The organism is Thiovibrio frasassiensis, assembly GCF_029607905.1.
GTDB lineage: Bacteria > Desulfobacterota > Desulfobulbia > Desulfobulbales > Desulfurivibrionaceae > Thiovibrio > Thiovibrio frasassiensis.
Map to the genome: position 1 here is coordinate 472,029 of NZ_JAPHEH010000001.1, position 16,367 is coordinate 488,395.

At 54.2% G+C, this 16,367-nt stretch carries 15 protein-coding genes and 1 pseudogene; 4 read left to right on the top strand and 12 right to left on the bottom strand.

Going from position 1 to position 16,367, the window contains the following annotated elements:
* From OLX77_RS02200 to OLX77_RS02250, 11 genes and pseudogenes are all read right to left on the bottom strand, one after another.
* Positions 1 to 1,089 (bottom strand): sigma-54 interaction domain-containing protein, encoded by a 1,089-nt coding sequence (locus tag OLX77_RS02200; protein ID WP_307634057.1) that lies wholly within the window; start codon positions 1,087 to 1,089, stop codon positions 1 to 3.
* A 33-nt stretch (positions 1,090 to 1,122) separates the two neighbouring features.
* A pseudogene (locus OLX77_RS02205) lies at positions 1,123 to 1,515 on the bottom strand (PAS domain S-box protein); the annotation flags it as partial.
* Positions 1,516 to 1,625: 110 nt separating this feature from the next.
* Positions 1,626 to 1,865 carry a hypothetical protein gene (locus tag OLX77_RS02210; RefSeq protein ID WP_307631950.1) on the bottom strand — a complete coding sequence of 80 codons (240 nt, stop codon included), beginning with the start codon at positions 1,863 to 1,865 and terminating at the stop codon, positions 1,626 to 1,628.
* A gap of 233 nt (positions 1,866 to 2,098) precedes the next feature.
* A complete protein-coding gene (locus OLX77_RS02215) occupies positions 2,099 to 2,518 on the bottom strand; it encodes a hypothetical protein (protein WP_307631951.1) in 420 nt (139 codons plus the stop codon).
* Between the two features lie 49 nt (positions 2,519 to 2,567).
* Entirely contained in the window at positions 2,568 to 2,987 is a 420-nt protein-coding gene (locus tag OLX77_RS02220) for a hypothetical protein (RefSeq protein ID WP_307631952.1), read from the bottom strand.
* 642 nt (positions 2,988 to 3,629) lie between these two features.
* A complete protein-coding gene (locus OLX77_RS02225; RefSeq protein ID WP_307631953.1) occupies positions 3,630 to 4,253 on the bottom strand; it encodes a cytochrome b/b6 domain-containing protein in 624 nt (207 codons plus the stop codon).
* 12 nt (positions 4,254 to 4,265) lie between these two features.
* Entirely contained in the window at positions 4,266 to 5,390 is a 1,125-nt protein-coding gene (locus OLX77_RS02230; protein WP_307631954.1) for a cytochrome c3 family protein, read from the bottom strand.
* 360 nt (positions 5,391 to 5,750) lie between these two features.
* Entirely contained in the window at positions 5,751 to 6,224 is a 474-nt protein-coding gene (locus tag OLX77_RS02235; protein WP_307631955.1) for a flavodoxin family protein, read from the bottom strand.
* 48 nt (positions 6,225 to 6,272) lie between these two features.
* Entirely contained in the window at positions 6,273 to 7,148 is an 876-nt protein-coding gene (locus OLX77_RS02240; RefSeq protein ID WP_307631956.1) for an ATP-binding protein, read from the bottom strand.
* Entirely contained in the window at positions 7,145 to 7,975 is an 831-nt protein-coding gene (locus OLX77_RS02245; RefSeq protein WP_307631957.1) for a nucleotide-binding protein, read from the bottom strand. The genes OLX77_RS02240 and OLX77_RS02245 overlap by 4 nt, the downstream gene beginning before the upstream one ends.
* Entirely contained in the window at positions 7,972 to 8,436 is a 465-nt protein-coding gene (locus tag OLX77_RS02250) for a NifB/NifX family molybdenum-iron cluster-binding protein (RefSeq protein WP_307631958.1), read from the bottom strand. Before OLX77_RS02250 ends, OLX77_RS02245 begins: the two co-directional genes overlap by 4 nt.
* A 357-nt stretch (positions 8,437 to 8,793) precedes the next feature.
* Here OLX77_RS02250 and OLX77_RS02255 point away from each other — a divergent pair, with 357 nt between their 5' ends.
* From OLX77_RS02255 to OLX77_RS02265, 3 genes are all read left to right on the top strand, one after another.
* Positions 8,794 to 9,936: a class II glutamine amidotransferase domain-containing protein gene (locus OLX77_RS02255; RefSeq protein WP_307631959.1), complete on the top strand. Its 1,143-nt coding sequence runs from the start codon at positions 8,794 to 8,796 to the stop codon at positions 9,934 to 9,936.
* Positions 9,894 to 11,534 carry a glutamate synthase-related protein gene (locus OLX77_RS02260; RefSeq protein WP_307631960.1) on the top strand — a complete coding sequence of 547 codons (1,641 nt, stop codon included), beginning with the start codon at positions 9,894 to 9,896 and terminating at the stop codon, positions 11,532 to 11,534. The genes OLX77_RS02255 and OLX77_RS02260 overlap by 43 nt, the downstream gene beginning before the upstream one ends.
* A 145-nt stretch (positions 11,535 to 11,679) precedes the next feature.
* Complete coding sequence (locus OLX77_RS02265) at positions 11,680 to 14,016, top strand: FAD-dependent oxidoreductase (RefSeq protein WP_307631961.1); 2,337 nt, start codon at positions 11,680 to 11,682, stop codon at positions 14,014 to 14,016.
* A 200-nt stretch (positions 14,017 to 14,216) separates the two neighbouring features.
* Here OLX77_RS02265 and OLX77_RS02270 read toward each other — a convergent pair whose 3' ends face one another.
* Positions 14,217 to 14,393, bottom strand: coding sequence for a hypothetical protein (locus tag OLX77_RS02270; RefSeq protein WP_307631962.1), 177 nt, complete (start codon positions 14,391 to 14,393; stop codon positions 14,217 to 14,219).
* Between the two features lie 384 nt (positions 14,394 to 14,777).
* Between OLX77_RS02270 and OLX77_RS02275 the strand changes: the two genes are divergently transcribed.
* The gene (locus tag OLX77_RS02275) at positions 14,778 to 16,103 is read left to right on the top strand and encodes an ammonium transporter (RefSeq protein ID WP_371877483.1); all 1,326 of its coding nucleotides are present in this window, start codon (positions 14,778 to 14,780) and stop codon (positions 16,101 to 16,103) included.
* Positions 16,104 to 16,367 lie beyond the last annotated feature (264 nt).

Sequence of the window (16,367 nt, forward strand, 5' to 3'; positions counted from 1 at the left end):
TTATGCACCCAAAGGATTGTCCGCCATGCCATATGGACGAAAACGGCCGTCTACCTGGGGCAGGGAAATGCCAAGGGCCCGAATCTTGCGAAACAAAGTGCTTTTATGGATGCCGAGTTCGCGGGCCGCAGCCACCCGGTTAAAATTATTGCGTTTCAGTGCATCAATGATCGCCTTGGCCTCCACGGCATGCACGGCGGATTCCATCCCGGAAAATTCGTTGGGATGCGCCGGCCTCTCTTGAGTATTTTGATAAGCCGCTGTCCCGGGGACGGCCAGGTTGTCTTGATCCATAAAAAGGATTTCGGCAGGGAAATCATCCGGGGTTATCATTCCCGTTTCCCGGAGGACAAAAGCATGCTCGATGATATTTTCCAATTCGCGGATATTACCGAGAAATTCATGCCCAAGAAGCAGGGCAAGCGCCTCCATATTCAGCCCTTGAATGGATTTTTTCTGCCTGCGGTTAAAGCGGGAGATAAAATGATGCACCAGCAAGGGGATATCTTCTTTTCGCTCACGCAGAGGAGGCAGAGTAATCTTTACCACATTGATGCGATAGAAAAGGTCTTGCCGGAACTCCCCGGTGGTAACGAGGTGAGCCAGGCTCCGATTGGTGGCGGCAATTACCCGCACATCGGTTTTAACCGATTGGGTGCCGCCCAGTGGCTCATACACTTTTTCCTGGAGTACCCGCAAAAACCGAACCTGAAGGGCTTGACTTATTTCTCCGATCTCGTCCAGGAAAAAAGTACCCCCTTCAGCAAGGGCAAAACGGCCCACTTTATCCTTGTTGGCTCCGGTGAACGCCCCGGCCTTGTATCCAAACAACTCCGACTCAAGAAGGCTATCCGGGAGAGCGCCGCAGTTTATGGAAACAAGGGGTTTGTCCGCGCGCGGGCTAAGATCATGGATGGCGCGCGCCAGCAATTCTTTCCCGGTTCCGGTTTCCCCTTCAATGAGGACAGTGCTGTTGCTTGCGGCAATCTGCGGCAGCATATCAACGATTTTCTGCATGGCCGGGCTTCTGGTGATAAGATCCGCGATCTGGATCCGACCTTCCAGTTCTCTCCGCAAATTTTCCATCATGCTGAGATCTCGAAAACTTTCCGCTCCGCCAATAATTCGGCCGTCGCTGTTGCGTAACAGGGAGGTTGAGATGCTGATGGGAACCTGGTCCCCCATATGATTAATGATGCTGGCAGACCGGTTAATGATTGGGGAACCAGTTTTCATGGTCTGACGAAGGGCGCAGTCGTTCTTGCACATATTGGAACGAAAAACATCCCAGCAGAATTCCCCGATAGCCTCCTTGCGTCTCATCCCGGTGATTTCCTCAGCTGCCCTGTTGAAAGAGATGATGCGCCAGTGCTCGTCAACAGTAAAAACGCCATCTGAAATGCTTTCCAGGACAGCCTCAGTCAAGGCAGTGTGGAGGCCTCTTCTTTCCGTCAAATCCCCGGGCCGCTGATTTGTGTGCGCTGACGAGATACGTTCTCCAAATTTCTCTAACATAGTGTATCTCCTTTTCCTGTGTTCTCTAGACGACCCCTCAAGCTTTGCAACTTTTTTCTTTGACCAGACACCTGAATCACCAGACACGAAACTGCACCTCACGCAGAGCACTACATCCCTAATACGGCGTTGAACCACTCCAGCCCAAGCTCAGCGACACCACCGCTTTGCAGTATCCCGGAAAAGAGATTGACCAGACCCCACAAACCGACAATGGCGGCCAGCGCAAGAAGTATCCGGGGTGTATCCAGATGGATTTTTTCCTGCGCAGCTTCTTTTTCAAGCTCCGCCATGCTAATGGTGAAACCGCGGCCAGGGCGTGCCATCGATCTGTGTATTGATTTATGCATTTCCGAGCCTCTTGATGTTTAGTTTTGAAACCACCATCCTTTTATTGCAACACCCAACTTGACGATAAAGCATTTTTCGTGCCGCCGTATCATATTCTGAATTTATCAATCCATATCGGCATGTTACAATTATTTCGATACTAAGGAATATGTTGCACAAACGCAAAGATGCAACGATAGCATCACTACCGTTGCATCTTTGCGTTTATCTATGCGTCGATAGATTCTCAGCGCTAGAGGGATTTCCGCGACGGAGCAAGACTCCAACCCCTTACCCGCTCTTCCTTGCTCTGCCTCAGATCAATATTGTAACCAAGCGATCCATAAAGTGAACACCAGAATAACCCGCTCAAAACATTGACCATGAAAAGCTCAGGAGATGTGAGCACAACCCCTGGCTCTATAATTCCCGCAAAGGTTGCCATGAGGTATCCGATGGGGCCATGGATAATGTTCAGCAATACGCCAACTGCACCTATCATCTTGCCGACCCCTGCGACATGGATCCATTGGGCCAGGCCCAGGCTGACCGGAGCGACGACCATGCCGATGGAGATTCCGGTCAACATCCATTTCAGGCTCAACCGGTTGAGTTTGCCAAGATGACAGCAACAAAGAGGTACTATACCGAGCAGCAAGCAATATTGACTCATGACGTTTCCTCCTGTGACTAAAATTACCGGTCAAGCCAAAAACCGAAAATCAGCCTGCTTGCGGCGAGGCTCCGACGGGAACGGGATGCCCAGCACCTGCCTCACTGGCGACCTTCAAGTCAATATTGTATCCGACCGACCCATAAAAAGAGGCCCACAACAGCGCATTCAGAAGATTGATAATAACAAGTTCCGGTCCGGTAAGAGCGACACCCGCCTTGATAAGACCAGCCATTGTCGCCATCATATAACCAATGGGACCGTGGATGATATTCAGGACAAGCCCTACAACACCAAAGAGCTTAAGAATTCCTGTGGCATAAATCATTTTCACCAACCCGAAACTTATAGGCGCAATGACAGCACCTAATGATATCCCGGTTAACATCCATTTCTTATCAGACTCTTTTTTTACTATTTGATAACAGGCAACCGGAACCCACCCGAGCAATATAAGTAATTGTTCCATGACCTTTCTCCTTATGTTGAATTTTATTTTTGTTGTAATTATCTATTTTAAATAATCACAACTCTAGTTTTTATTATAACTTTACAAATATATTTTTAAGTATTTACAACATTAACCATATACTCTATTGCACTACAGTCGCAAGCTACTCCTGATCACCTATTTAAGCATTAATCATGCCACAAAGTTCATATTTTGTTTTTCTTTGTTATATCGGTATATTGCAACGACAACTACTCGCCTTGCGTCTCTACATGGTCGCACCAAAGCCTCACTGCTTCGCTATGATAGTGCTGATATCGCGACCCATACCTTATCGCCTCCCACAACAAAAGAATGGCACCATCATCATGACAAGATCAAAACAATAAGCCTGCACCCTATCGCCCTGCCTGCCAATACCCCGCACGAACACTGGAGGAAAGTTACGAAAATTGTGCGACTGCACCCCCATCTCCAAACAAAAAGAGATATCGCGGCATAATTTTCCAACCAAGCGTACAAAAAGAGATCAACCACGCAAAAGAGAGACGACAGAGAATTCAGATGGATGCTGCCTGTTGCCTAAACGAAAAACAGCGGGGCCCGAGAGGACCCCGCTGTTTTTCGTCTGCGGTCCATACTTATTATCGACATACTACTTCAATGATGATGCTCCTCGTACCCGGTAAACATCGCCTTAAAATGTGCAAACGGCGTGTGCCCCAAGGTGGCCAGATAAAAATGCACGATCAGAAAGACCGCAAAGAAGAAAAAGAGCAAAACGTGCAGAGTATCCACAACCTTAATCCCACCGAGCAGTCCCAGGTAAGCCTCATGTTTTTTTACCTGCCACAGGAAAAGTCCGGAAAATATCTGAACGGGAACAAGAAAAAACATAAGCCCCACATAGGCTTGCTGCTGAAGCGGGTTAAACTTGTTCTCCGGAGTCATCTGGTGCGGATTTTTCTCCCCCCTAAAGAGTCCGCACCCATAGTATCTGGCCTGCGCGATGGTTTTCGGGATAAAATCCTGTAATTTTGGGAAATAGATGGTGATCTTTCCTGTCCCCAGATAATACCCCAACCAGAGAAGATAATCCGCCATCACCAGAAACCCGGTATAGTTATGGAGAACAATTGCATCCCGAAGAGAGAGAAAGGAAAATACCTCGGCAAATCTGATCTGAAATCCGGTCGCCACCAGAACAATAAATCCTGCGGCGTTGATCCAGTGCCAGACTCGGATCGGGGCGGGGTGCACATATACCTTTTCTGTGTTTTTCATTGCCATATCTCCTTATTGCTCTTTTTTGCTTTTTTTGCGTCGGGCAGGAATGGTTACGACCCTTACGCCAAGGTGAATCAAGACAACGGCGATTCCCCCGAAAATAATGGTCAGACCGATCTTGTCGACAAATCGTACCCGGGTGCCGCCTAAGGCCGAGAAATGGCTGGTGTGATAGCTTTCCAGGACACTTCGATTCACCTTGTAGTGCTCAATGGAGCCGTCATCCTTATTCAAGACAATGGTAACCGCATCAAAAATGGGGGCATCCTGAACGTGACATTGCTGACAATCCTTGATCGCCCCTCCCTTCTGAACTTGATGGACAATGGCTTGCATTTCAGAAACAAGCTCCGCACGAAAAATGATATGCACGTCTTTCTGCCGGAGGAGGATAAAAAGTTCTTCGATTTCATCGTTGTCGATAACTCCATCGTTGTTTTTATCCACTGTCTTGTAAAACTCATCATAGCCAACACCCAGGGTTTTAACGATTTTGTCCCCGGTTAAAAAAGTATTGGTTACCAGATCATAGAACCTGAGATGCACATGGCGTGGGGCTGCCGGCGCATGACAAACCGTGCATTCCACAAAGGAAAAATGCGCCTGCTTCTGGGGCAGCCAGTTATGTTCCTGATAGGGGTTGTGGCATCTCAAACAAAAACCATTTTCTCTCTCGGCAACCGATGCTGATTCAAGATGACTCGTATAGTGATAATCATGGCAAGCGTAACACTGCATAACAATCCCCTTGCCTCGCGCCTCCATGTGGACGCTATGAACAAAGGCATCGCCCTCTGCCTGATGACAGGTTGAGCACTCAACTTTTTTCAGGTATTTCGGATGAGGCACCTCCTGATTGCAATTAAGCTCCTTGATATCTGTATGACAGTCCACACAGGTAATGCCGTTGATGTTGTGTATGGAATGATTAAATTTGTTTTCATCAACATATAGGTTGGCTTTCATACTGCTATCGTTGAAATCTTTTTCTCCTGAACGCACTAGGGTTTCATCCACATGGCAATCCAGGCATTCGCTGTTTTCAAGGGCATAATTTATTCCCGGGGACATGAGACAAAACCAAAACAGGAAAAGGCCCGTTGCGCTTGAAAACATTCTTTTTTTGTATTTCACGATTTTTGTCTCCATCATTGGTATTGAGTGCTTTTTTTGATCTCCTGAGCCTAACGACCAGAGTTTCATGATGTCGCACAATGTGTTCAACAGAAGCTTTAGCAGAAACTATGCCATGCTCGGCTTATATTTCTTTGTTCTGTTATATTAAACAGATACATCCATTTCGGTCTTTCTGCATAACCAACCAAGGTCGCGCTGGTGCTTCACTGCACTGCGACTACCAGCTCGTTTTTGCAACTCTACGTATTGAGATGACGGGCAAAAAAAGAAGAGAATCTCCTCCATAGGCAGGAGAGGCGACCTCAATGGGAAGGGCGCGCAGAGCTGCACGCCCCTTCATGTTTTTCGATACATAACTCAGGAAAAACTGTCCTGAAGACCCTTGCGCAAAGCCGTAAGATCATTTTCGTCGGGATGACCTGCTGCGGCTGGCGCATCGTGAAGCCAGGGGGCCTTGGGGTTTTTTTCTGCTACCGCAGCCTGCACCTTGACAGAAACCTCGCCGGGACAACTGAAGCTGCCTGTCACTGTTGCCCCCGCCGCCAGCTCCCGTGCCTTGCTCATCCCGTTTTTGACATGACTGGAGTCTACGGCACCGCCATGGGTTGCAAACAGGAAAACTTTTTTCCCGGACAACTTTGGCAAAAACTCCTGAGTCGCAGGATCCGGACCGCCCCCCTTTAACCAGAAGCCAACAACGATGTGATCGTAACCACTGATGTCTCCTGCCGCCCCAACCGAAACTATTTCAGCGTTAAGCTCCGCGGCTGCGGCTTCCGCCAGTTTCTTCGTGTTGTTTGTCTGTGATGAATAGACGACCAGTGCCTTCATGTCCTGCCTCCCTTCTAAAAATTAAAAACCTGTGCCTCACCAATCAGGTCAATTACCCTGGGCAAGAGAGATAATTTTCTCATAAAGCCCATAAACAGCAAGAGCTGCCGGAGAATTTGGTGCATGCTTCGGCAGAGGCATGGCCGCGACTACCGCCCATACAACTGCCCGGTCAAAGGGGATTTTTGCCAAAACAGGAATACCCTGCTCGCGACACAACCGCTCAATATCAGCACTATACCCGGGATGAAGATCCCATTTGTTGATGCAAACACCAACCGATACCTTGAAGTGACGGGCCAAATCCGCCACCCGCTGCAGGTCATGCAGGCCGGCAAGGGTCGGCTCGGTAATCAGCAAGACAAAGTCAGCCCCAGAGAAAGAAGCGATAACAGGGCACCCAATACCCGGTGGCCCGTCCACCAATAGCCAAGAGGCTTTTTCAACTTCAGCCAGCTCCCTGGCTCTTTTTTTCACCAGAGAAACGAGCTTTCCGGAATTCTCCTCTCCAATCCCAAGACGGGCATGCACCATGGGGCCGTATTCGGTATCAGACCTGAACCAGACCCCGCATTGTTTTTCCTGGAGACGGATTGCATGCTCCGGGCAAAAGCGGGCACAAACACCGCAGCCTTCACAGGAAAAGAGCTTTAATTCCGCCTTTTCTTCCATACGAATGGCGTGAAACTCGCAAAGATCGGCGCAAAGACCGCACCCGGCACAGAGAATAGGATCGATAACCGCCTCTACCCCAGACCAGAAGGCATGCTCTTCCCGAACCTGGGGAGAAAGAAGCAAATGTAGGTCTGCGGCATCCACATCGCAGTCCGCCAGAACCGTTTCCGGCAACAGCATGGCCAGGGCCCCGGCTATTGAGGTCTTCCCCGTGCCCCCCTTACCGCTCAATATCAGCAGTTCCTTCATGAAGTTAACTCCTTGAGCAAAGAGGCAAATACAGGCAGCAATTCGGGACGACAGTGAATCAAAGGTTTGCCAGCGGCATATCCCTCGGCTATCCCGCGCTCAAAGGGAATTTCAAGATGTACCGGAATATTTTCTCTGCGGCACCATTGCCCGGTTTTTCCGTCTCCCAGATCGGCCCGATTGATAATGACCCCGAAGTGCTGGTCAAGTTTACGCAATACTCCCACGGCCAGTTGCAGGTCATGGAGGCCGAAAGGCGTTTCTTCGCTGACCAGCAGGGTATAGTCTGCTCCGATTATGGTGGCGATAAGCGGACAGGAGGTTCCGGGGGGCGCATCAAGAATAATAAGCCCGCCTTCCTGCTCCGCCGCCTCCCTTACCGCTGCGATCAGCGGCACGGACATGGCTTCGCCCACCCGAAGAATGCCATGACTGAAACGAATCTTGCCTGCCTGTCCGGTTTCAAGAATGCCAAGCAATCGTTTCCCACGAACGAGGGCTGCTTCCGGACAAACCAGAAAACAACCCCCGCAGGCATGACAGAGTTCGTTGAAAGCCATAGCCATGACGCCAAAAACCGTGATGGCGTTAAATCGGCAGATATCCCGGCATTCCCCGCAGCCGGTGCATTTCTCTTCAATAATCTCCGGCACGGTGAGCGTTATCTCTCTGCACTGATCAAGAACCGGCCGCAAAAAAATATGACCGTTTGGCTCTTCCACATCACAATCGACATACTGAACCGGGATATCCGCCGCAAGGGCGAGACTTACAGCGATTGTGGTTTTGCCAACACCGCCCTTGCCGCTGGCAACGGCAATTTTCATGCTCCACCCCGCCTGGCTCGGCAGCCACAGCCCTTTTTCCCCTGACCTTGGCCCTGCTGTCCCCGGCGTTTACCTGTCGCACATGCCACAGATTTTCCAACTGATCTCTGCCCTGGGCCTTCCTGGGCCCGGGAAACTGCCCCGGTTGCCGGGAACTTCTCTATTGCTTCGGCCACTGTTCCGCGTATCCCATTGATCATATCTATCCCGGCTTTTTCGCAGACTGCGGCCGCCTTGGGTCCAACAATACCGGTGAGTATCGCCTTTGCTCCGGCCTCGGCAATACGGCCCGCCGCTTTGATTCCGGCCCCCTGAGCTGCCTCGTTGGCCTCGCGATTATCGATTGCCTCGATAATCGCTCCGGTATCGGATTCAATGATGAGCAGATAGGGGGCTCGCCCGAATTGTGGATCAACAGCGGAAGAGAGTTCTTTGCCTGTTGCGCTGACTGCGATTTTCATGTCACGTTCCTCCGGTTTGATTTTCTCTAATATGGCAGCCTAGTCATTCTATTTTGTGCATATGCTCATAATCAGATTATTAAAGATCTTGTCACGGAATGTCAAGCGTATTGCCAATCAAACTTTAAAATCAACGTGAATTACCCCCCGAACAGCCCGGTTTCCCCCCTTGACAATCCACTTTTTGTGGTGTAATGCAGTGAGTCGCTATCTTCGCCCTGCACGGTTGAAATTTCTGGTTGGAATCACTATATTTACCAGATTGCAGCCGCATATTTTTTTCAATAGCGCAAGGATGTCGGTTGCCTATTCGCTTTTTCGTAAAGCCTATCATTATATAATGCAAAGGAGTGACACATGTGCCGGTTAGCTATGAAAACCGCAAGTGAGCCTTTCTCCCCCTTTTCGGTCCTGCAGGCCATGGAGGCCATGCAGGAAGGGTATGACGGCAGCGGTCTCGGCCTGCTGCTCCGGGGGCTTAAGTTTGCGGACTACAAATACAATGCCCAGGACCCGATCCTCTCGGGCATCGCCCACACCGAAGAGGCGCTGGCCCGTCTTGATCATATTATGGATAAGGCGGGATTCACCCTCAAGTACGACCACGAGTATGATGTAAAAAAGGCGATGATCGAGGCCCAAGACCGGCACAAATACATCCTCCGGGTGTACAAAAAACCGGCCGCCTGGAGCAAGCTCTCCACCGACCAGGTGGAACACGAGCTGATGCTGACCCGCCTGGCCCTGCGCGCCGACGGCGAGGCACATGGCAACGACCTCACCGCCTTTTCCCTGTGGCCCGACGTGGTCATGGCCAAGGAAGTGGGCTGGCCCCTGGACATCGGTCTTGCGCTGGGCCTGGACTCCGGTCGGATCACCAGCCGGATCTGCATGGCCCAGGGCCGCCAGAACACCAACTACGGCATCAACCTCTATGCCTGCCACCCCTTCTTCATCCAGGGCGTGGCCACCATGACCAACGGCGAGAACACCGCCTTTATCCCCATCAAAGATTGGCTCACCGGCCGGGCCTACCCCGGCTACATCGGCTATCAGTCCGATTCCGAAGTCTTCGCCCATATTCTGCACTATGTGACCAAGCAGCTCAAGCTGCCCCTGGCAACCTACAAGCACGTGATCACCCCGCTCAAAAACGAAGAGCTGACCAAGCACCCCCAGGGCGATTTCCTTCGCGGCCTGCGGGATGCCTGCCGCCGCTTGATCATCGACGGCCCCAACGCGGTGATCGGCACCCTGCCCGATGAAACCTCCATGCTGGTCATGGATGCCAAGAAGATGCGCCCCGCCACCGTGGGCGGCAAGCCCGGCGAATGGGCCATTGCCTCGGAGATGTGCGGCGTTGACGCGATGATCCCCGACCGGGATCGCTCCAAGGATTTCCAGCCCATGCGGGAACACACCGTTATTATTCCTCCAGACAGACAGGAGTTGCAGATATGGTCTCAGTTCGATCAATTGCCAATACACCAAGCAGCCTGACCCCCAACGATCTGCCTTGGATCATTGAGCACCGCGAAGACCGCTGCACCCTGTGCGGCAAGTGCGCCGCCGTCTGTCCGGTGGGCACCCTGAAGCTGGCCTACATGCGCAAGCGCATGCCCCAGCTGGTGCTTTCTTCCTCGGAACGGGGCAGCTCGTACAAAACCTTTGTCGGCATCCGCCAATCCACCGAGGTGAACAAGCGCTGCATCGGCTGCGGCACCTGCGCCATGGTCTGTCCCAACGAGGCGATCCATCCGGTGCAAAATGCAGAACGCGACCGCTTCCGTTTCCTCAACAGCCAGCAGGGTGAACCGGCCAAACGCGGCGGCCGCCGCAACGATCCGGGCGCAAGCCTGCTTGACCGCATCATCTTCGACCGGATCTCCATGCTCACCGATCCGGCTCTCGATGCTGGGCGCCACGAGTTTTCCTGCAATACCTTGCTCGGCCGGGTACTGCCGCCGGAGGAATATGTCCGCCGCAAACTGGCCGGCGAGTGGATTCCGCCGGTACGGGAGATCTTCCCCTTTGTCATCGGCTCCATGTCCTTTGGCGCGCTCTCGCCCAATATGTGGCTGGGCTTACTGCAAGGCGTGGCCTATTGCAACGAGGTTCTGGGCATTCCCGTGGTCATGGCCACCGGCGAGGGCGGCTGCCCCCCCTGGGTTCTGCGCAGCCCGTTTCTCAAATACATCATTCTCCAGATCGCGTCCGGCTATTTCGGCTGGGACGAGATCATCCGGGCCATCCCCGAGATGCAGTGCGATCCGGCGGCCATCGAGATCAAGTACGGCCAGGGCGCCAAGCCCGGCGACGGCGGCCTGCTGATGTGGTTCAAGGTATCGAAGCTCATCGCCCGTCTGCGCGGGGTGCCCGAGGGTGTGGATCTGCCCTCGCCGCCCGTGCACCAGACCTTGTACTCCATTGAGGAGTCGGTGATGAAGATGATCCAGACCATGTCCATGGCCTGGAACTTCCGGGTCCCGGTGTATCCGAAGATCTCCGGCTCCACCTCGGCCAAATCGGTCTTAAACAACCTGGTGCGTAACCCCTATGCCGGCGCTTTGATGATCGACGGCATCGACGGTGGCACGGGTGCGGCCTACAATATCAGCATGGACGCCACCGGCCACCCCATCGCCGCCAATGTCCGCGAGTGCTACCTCGACCTCTGCGCCCAGGGCAAGCAGAACGAAATCCCCATCTTCGCCGCGGGCGGCGTTGGCAAGAACGGCAACGTCACCCAGAACGGCATGGCCCTGATCATGCTGGGCGCCTCCGGCGTTCACATGGGCAAGTTCATCATGCAATCGGCGGCCGGTTGCCTCGGCACCGAATCGAACCGCTGCAACGTCTGCAACATCGGCCTGTGCCCCAAGGGCATCACCAGCCAGAACCCCAAGCTCTATCGCCGCCTCGACCCGGATCAGGTCGCCCAACGCGTGGTGGAGACCTTCATGTCCATCCGCACGGAGATGAAGAAGGTCATGGCACCCCTGGGTCGCTCGCAAAGCCTGCCCATCGGCATGTCCGATGCCCTGGGTATCAATGACAAGGATGTGGCCGAACGTTTAAATATCAGATACGTCTGTTAGCCGTCGCTTAGAGATAACTATAAAATATTGAGATGCCATGAACGGCATAAGGCGCCGTAACAAAATAACCACTGTAGCATCGCCGCTTACGCGGCTGTTAACAACGATAGTTATTTCGTAACGGCCCCTAAAGAAGGAGTACGCTGTGAGTAAAGCAATTGTCGTAAAAGGGCTTGATGCCAATGGCCAGCGGATCAGCTCCAAGAACTTCGAAGAACTGGTCCAGAAGGCCTTTGCCAAATCCAACCGTTTGAAACTGGAAACCTACGGCCAGCACAATGTGGGCGGGCGCTTGAAAAACGGCGGCAAGAAGGTGGAGATCGAGGTCAGCGGCCCCTGCGGCCAGCGCCTCGGCTGCATGGGCATGCCCGGCACCACCATTCTCTGCGACGGACCCGCCTCCGATGACGTTGGCTACCTCAATATCGGCGCCGAAATCACCGTCAAGGGCGACGCCACCAACGGGGTCTGCAACGCCATGGCCGAAGGCAAGGTCTATATCGGCGGCTCCATCGGGGCGCGCGGTCTGACCATGACCAAATGGAACCCCGAACACCAGCGCCCGGAGCTCTGGGTGCTGGGCTCGGTGGGCGACACCTTTGCCGAGTTCAACTGCGGCGGCATCGGGGTGATCTGCGGCATCGAAGCCAAGAACCCGAAAAACATCCTGGGCTACCGCCCCTGCGTCGGCATGGTCGGCGGCTGGCTCTTCTACCGGGGCAAAAACGACGGTTCCTATGACAAGAAGAGTGTCATGGCGATACTTCCGGATGACGCCCAATGGCAATGGCTCATGGAGCGGATGCCTCAGTATCTGAAAAAGATCGGCCGACCCAGATTGCTCAAGAAGCTCTCCGTCCGCAAGGAATGGATGATGCTGATCTCCATCCCGCCCCAGACTCGGGCCCTGATGTTCTCCGGCCCCATGCCCATGGCCGAGTTCAAGCAAAAGATCTGGAACCCGGGTTTCGGCGGCGGCGACCCCATCCGCGATCTCGCCCCAGGGCTGGACCGCAGCCCCATCGGCATGATCGAGACCGGGGATCTCAGGCGACGGCAGCCCTTCTGGGCCAACCGCGACAAAGCCGCGCCCTGCGCCTATTACTGTCCGGTGCATATCCCCACCATCGACCGTCTGCGCTTGTTCCGCGAGGGTAAAGCAGATGAGGCCTACAAGATGCTCCTTGACTATACCCCTCTGCCTGCCTCGGTTTGCGGCCATGTCTGCCCGAATCTTTGCATGCAGAACTGCTCTCGGCAGGTGGTTGACGAAAAAATCGACGTACAGATGCTGGGCCGTGCTTCCCGCGATGCCAAACCGCCCAAGCCGGCAAAATCACTGGGCAAGAAGGTCGCCATCATCGGCGGCGGCCCGGCTGGGATGAATGCGGCCTGGCAGCTGGCCAAGGCTGGGGTAGAAGCGCATATCTTTGAACGCGACCAGCAACTCGGCGGCAAGCTGGCCCAGGTTATCCCCTGGGAGCGGTTGCCTCGAGCCATCTGGGACGCGGAGATCCAGCGCTTCCTCTCCATGCCCAACATCAAGGTCAACTTCGGTGTGGCCATGACCAAGGAGAAGTTCGCCGAGCTGAAGAAAAAATACGACCATGTCATCGTGGCCGTGGGCACCCATCAGCCGCGCACCATTCCCTTTCCCGGCCATGAGCGGGTTATCCCGGCCTTGGACTTCCTGAAGGGGGCCAAGAGTGCCAAGCCCCCCAAGGTCGGCAAGCAGGTGGTGATCATCGGCGCAGGCAACGTGGGCTGCGATGTGGCTTGCGAAGCGTACCGGCTGGGCGCCCAGGAAGTATGCCTGGTGGATATTCAAAAGCCCCTGGCATTCGGCAAGGAAAAGGCGGCGGCCGAGGCATTGGGCGCCACCTTTAAATGGCCGGTTCAGACCAAGGAGGTCACCGCCGAAGGACTCATCGACGCGGCAGGCCAGCTCATCCCGGCCCAGACCGTGATCATCTCCATCGGCGATGTCCCGGCCCTGAAGTTCCTTCCCGACACCGTCGAGGTTATCACCGTGGGCGGTGCCGGTTGGATCAAGTGCGACGCAGCCGGACGGACCAGTGACCCCAAAATCTCGGCCATCGGCGATGTGGAGCGGCCAGGCCTTGCCACCAACGCCCTAGGCGCAGGCAAGAAGACTGCGGAAGCCCTGCTGGCAGCCTTTAAGGGGGAGGAATGGCATGATTTCGGCCAACAGCTTATTCCCCAGGCCACTCTGACTGCGGCCCATTACACCCCGGAGCCCTGCCCTGGGTCTTCCGAGGCTGCGGAGGCGGAACGCTGCATGAGCTGCGGCACCTGCCGTGACTGTCATCTCTGCGAGACCATCTGCCCGACCCAGGCGATCTCCCGGCAGAAGCTGGACGGCAAAAACTACCAGTATGTCTCGGACCCGGACAAGTGCATCGCCTGCGGCTTCTGCAGCGACACCTGCCCCTGCGGCATCTGGGTGATGCGGCCCTTCTGATTCTCGCTGTATTTGTTTCTGTTTGCGCCAATCCGGCGGGGCAGCCTTTCCTGGCTGCCCCGCTTTTTTTTGCCGATGCCGTACGCAAAAAAAGCTCCCGGATTTTTCACCCATGGGGGTTGGACAAAAAAAAGAGAGCGCGGCCCCGGGCCACTCCCTCTTTAAAAAACATCTCGGTATGAAACCTCAGATCCCCTGGGCTAGACCTCTTCGTACACCTCGGTAACGGTCATTTTTCCGCTGACCTGTGCGTGTTTTCGATGAAACTCAACCATGGCCATGGCCACATTCTGCGCCTTAACCGTTGTTTTTTCGATGGCGGCAGTCCGCCAAAGCTCAGCTCCCCCGACCTTAAATTTCACCACAAACCTGCGCATCCCCCTCTCCTTTTCCCGGTAAAATCATGGGCAGTCCCCCCAGGACACCCGCCGCTTGCTCCATAACTCAGCAATGTATGGGTATCTCATTTTTTCGCCCTCAGGGTCAATACTGAAAAAATACCAGTACCAGGTCCATGATTTTCCAAACCTCCATTTCTCCCCCTTTCCGTACGGCTCTCAACAAAAATCCGCTACATATATGTACAAAACAAAGATGAATTTTACATATATGTCTGCATATTATGACCGGGCAAAAAAATACTGGAAGTGCAAAATGATGTATCTTCAGCCATATAACAAGAAACTTAAACGTGGCACGATTCTCGCAGACCGTTAATGGGTCCACCAAACCAGATCAATCCGGAACACCAAGGAGATACCATGCGGCATCGTTTTATCTTCACACCCTGCACCACCCTTGGCCTTGTGCTCTTCCCCACCCTTGCGTTGGCTGCTGACAGCCAATGTGTAGACAGCGGCACCACCGCCTGGATGTTGATTTCCACAGCCTTGGTCTTGCTGATGGTCCCCGGCCTGGCCATGTTTTACGGCGGCCTGGTCCGCTCCAAAAACGTCCTGGGCACCATGATGCACAGCTATGTTTCCATGGCGGTCATCGGCGTGCTCTGGGTGGTCTGCGGCTTCAGCCTCACCTTCGGTAAAAGCATTCTTGGCGGGGTCATCGGCTGGAACCCGGATTATTTCATGCTCAAGGGCATTGACGAGACAATCACCAACGGCGTGCCCGAGTATGTCCTGGCCATGTTCCAGGGCAAATTCGCCATCATCACCCCGGCCCTGATCAGCGGTGCCCTGGCCGAACGGATCTATTTTCGGGGCTACGTCCTCTTCATCGTCCTCTGGTTTCTCGTGGTCTACAGCCCCCTGTGCCACTGGATCTGGGCTCCGGACGGCTGGTTGTTCAACGCAGGGGCCAATGGGGTCATCGATCTGGCCGGCGGCTTGGTCATCCACGTTTCCGCCGGCGTCAGCGCCCTGGTTGCCGCCCTGTTCCTCGGACCGCGGCAGGGGTATCCAAAGACCGCCATGCACCCGAACAACCTGGTCATGACCATGATGGGCGCCGGCCTTCTCTGGGTTGGCTGGTTCGGCTTCAATGCCGGCTCCACCATGCAGAGCGGCCTGGAAACAGCTCGGGCCCTGACAATGACCCAGATCTCTGCGGCAAGCGGGGCGCTGACCTGGCTGCTCATCGAAGCCATCGTCTTCCGCAAGGCCACCTCTCTGGGCTTTGTTTCCGGAATCCTGGCCGGGTTGGTGGTGATCACCCCGGCCGCCGGGGTGGTTCAGCCCATGGGGGCTCTTGCCCTGGGCGCGGCCTCTTCCATCGTCTGCTACTTCGCCCTGATCATGAAAATGCGCCTCGGCTACGACGACTCCCTGGACTGCTTCGGCATCCACGGGGTAGGCAGCGGCCTCGGGGTCTTGCTGCTTTCCTTTTTCATCCGCGACTCCTGGATGGCAAAGGCCTCGGAGGCTGCCGGACGGACCTGGACCGCTTTTGATCAGTTGCAGGTCCAACTACTGGGGATGGGCGTCACCATTGCCCTGGCCGCTTCGGCCACCCTGCTGATCTGTGTGATTGTGGAAAAGACCGTGGGCTTCAGACTCGACCAGCAGAGTGAGTTCGACGGCCTGGACAAATCCCTCCATGGCGAATCCGGCTACGGGATAGCAGAGCACTGAGTAGCACCTTTCACCTTAAATGTAAAAAAGGCCGGACGCCCCACAGGGGCTCCGGCCTTTTTTTATGTTTTATCCGGGAATGCGTCATGTAATCAGTATGTTCATTTCTTTGTTTGCCCAAAGAAACGAACCAAAGAAAAGGCACCCTGTGTCTCTTGTCCCGCCGAAGGCGGGATGCCCTGTGCTCCTCAATGCTGCCGGGGCTTTGCAAACTCGCTGCGCTCAAACAGTGCAAATCCCCTTTTCGGCAGCCTCTCCGGTGCT

Bases quoted from the DNA above. Each gene is read 5' to 3' on its own strand.
- OLX77_RS02200 (WP_307634057.1), bottom strand. From the start codon at position 1,089: ATGATGGAAAATTTGCGGAGAGAACTGGAAGGTCGGATCCAGATCGCG.
- OLX77_RS02210 (WP_307631950.1), bottom strand. From the start codon at position 1,865: ATGCATAAATCAATACACAGATCGATGGCACGCCCTGGCCGCGGTTTC.
- OLX77_RS02215 (WP_307631951.1), bottom strand. From the start codon at position 2,518: ATGAGTCAATATTGCTTGCTGCTCGGTATAGTACCTCTTTGTTGCTGT.
- OLX77_RS02220 (WP_307631952.1), bottom strand. From the start codon at position 2,987: ATGGAACAATTACTTATATTGCTCGGGTGGGTTCCGGTTGCCTGTTAT.
- OLX77_RS02225 (WP_307631953.1), bottom strand. From the start codon at position 4,253: ATGAAAAACACAGAAAAGGTATATGTGCACCCCGCCCCGATCCGAGTC.
- OLX77_RS02235 (WP_307631955.1), bottom strand. From the start codon at position 6,224: ATGAAGGCACTGGTCGTCTATTCATCACAGACAAACAACACGAAGAAA.
- OLX77_RS02240 (WP_307631956.1), bottom strand. From the start codon at position 7,148: ATGAAGGAACTGCTGATATTGAGCGGTAAGGGGGGCACGGGGAAGACC.
- OLX77_RS02245 (WP_307631957.1), bottom strand. From the start codon at position 7,975: ATGAAAATTGCCGTTGCCAGCGGCAAGGGCGGTGTTGGCAAAACCACA.
- OLX77_RS02250 (WP_307631958.1), bottom strand. From the start codon at position 8,436: ATGAAAATCGCAGTCAGCGCAACAGGCAAAGAACTCTCTTCCGCTGTT.
- OLX77_RS02255 (WP_307631959.1), top strand. From the start codon at position 8,794: ATGTGCCGGTTAGCTATGAAAACCGCAAGTGAGCCTTTCTCCCCCTTT.
- OLX77_RS02260 (WP_307631960.1), top strand. From the start codon at position 9,894: ATGGTCTCAGTTCGATCAATTGCCAATACACCAAGCAGCCTGACCCCC.
- OLX77_RS02270 (WP_307631962.1), bottom strand. From the start codon at position 14,393: ATGCGCAGGTTTGTGGTGAAATTTAAGGTCGGGGGAGCTGAGCTTTGG.
- OLX77_RS02275 (WP_371877483.1), top strand. From the start codon at position 14,778: ATGCGGCATCGTTTTATCTTCACACCCTGCACCACCCTTGGCCTTGTG.